Genomic DNA, 1,483 nt, shown 5'->3' on the forward strand with positions numbered 1-1,483 from the left:
GGCCGCGGCCAGGGACGGGAACGGGGGCGAGAACGGGTCAGAGCGGCAGGTGCACCAGGGTCGCGGGCCGGTCGCGGGTGGCGCCGGTGGCGTCGTCGGGGCGGTGCAGGCAGAGCAGGCCCGTGGCGACCCGGACGACCGGCTCGAACATCCCCGGCGTGCGATGCACCTCCCGCGCTCCGCCCGGGGTGATGTGCAGCAGCCTGCTGCGGCCCGCGTCCTGCATGGTCATCCACATCGAGTCACCGTCGGCGACCAGCCTCGGCCGCTCCCAGCGGTGGCGGGAGGTGAGGTGGCCGGCCAGGGTCGCCGACTGCTTGCCCATCAGGAACTCCAGCGTCTGGGAACGCTGGTCGAAGATCCCGACCGACCAGCCCCTGACCGGGCTCACCTGGTCGGTGCCGACCGCGTAGATCTCGTTGCCCGCGGAGAACCAGCGCAGCGCCCCGCCCCGGGGACGCGGCATGACCAACCTGGTCCTGCCGTCCGCGGTGTCGGCCTCCAGCCCCGCCGAGCCGGAGGTGAACCACCTGCCCCGGTGCAGGACCACCTGGTGCAGCCAGCCGCGCCCCGGCTCGCGCACCGTCGGGCGCACCACGCCGCCGGGGTCGACCAGGCACAGCACCTGCCATGGCCGAAAGTCCTGGTGCCGGTTCTGGAACATCGGCTTGTTGCTGCTGAACTGCCCGAGCACCACGGTGCAGCCCGGCGCGCCCACCGAGGAGGACGGCTCGGTGCCGCTGGGCGCCTCCTGGTCGAGCAGCCGGCGCAGCCTGTTGTCCTCGTTCAGGAACCACTGGGCGTAGGGGCCCAGCTCGCGCGGCTGGGGGGCCTGGAAGGCGAAGCCGCCGCCCAGGTCGAGCTCGATCATGGCCAGCTGGCCGGTCTCCCCCCAGGGCAGGCCCATCGAGGTGTCGACACCGACGACCTGGCGGGAGTGGAAGAAGACCCACGCCGTACGGCCGTGGGCGATCACGGTGGGGTTGCCCCACATCTGCAGCGGGTGGGTGGCGCGGATGGCGAGGTCGCGGGTGAGGGCGCGGACCAGCACCTGCGCGGGCCCGACCTGCTCCACCGCCACGACGCCCTCGCTGGAGGCGGCCCACTCCACGAGCCTGCCGAAGCCGAGCTCCCGGTCGTACCGGCCCTCGATCCCGTCGAGTCTGCGCAGCAGGTGGCCGTGCTCGAAGGCCTGGTGGACGAAGACCTGGCCCGCCTCGATGCGTGCCTCCAGCACGCCGTCCATCACCTTCTCGATCCCCTGGACGCTGGGCCCGTCCCCGCCCGCCGCGCCCCCTCGGCCCGCGGGCCGGCCGCCGAGCTCCCGGTGCCCTCCGGTGGCGTCGTCGCCGGGACCGGTGAGCACCCGGTGGCCGCCGGTGGCACCGCCCTCGGGACCGGTGAAGGCCCGGTGTCCACCGGTCGGAACGGCCACCGGCGCACCGGGCGCACTGGGCGTGTGGTGGCCCACCGCCGGTCCGGC

1 protein-coding gene is annotated in these 1,483 nt (G+C 74.5%); it reads right to left on the bottom strand.

All coding sequences use genetic code 11. The features are described 5' to 3' along the window. Nucleotides 1-37: 37 nt before the first annotated feature. Nucleotides 38-1,483 (bottom strand): hypothetical protein (locus tag ABZ260_RS50970; RefSeq protein ID WP_355633167.1); only part of this gene is annotated, 1,446 nt, incomplete at its 5' end.

It is taken from the genome of Streptosporangium sp. NPDC006013, assembly GCF_040614275.1.
In the GTDB taxonomy this organism is placed as follows: Bacteria; Actinomycetota; Actinomycetes; order Streptosporangiales; family Streptosporangiaceae; genus Streptosporangium.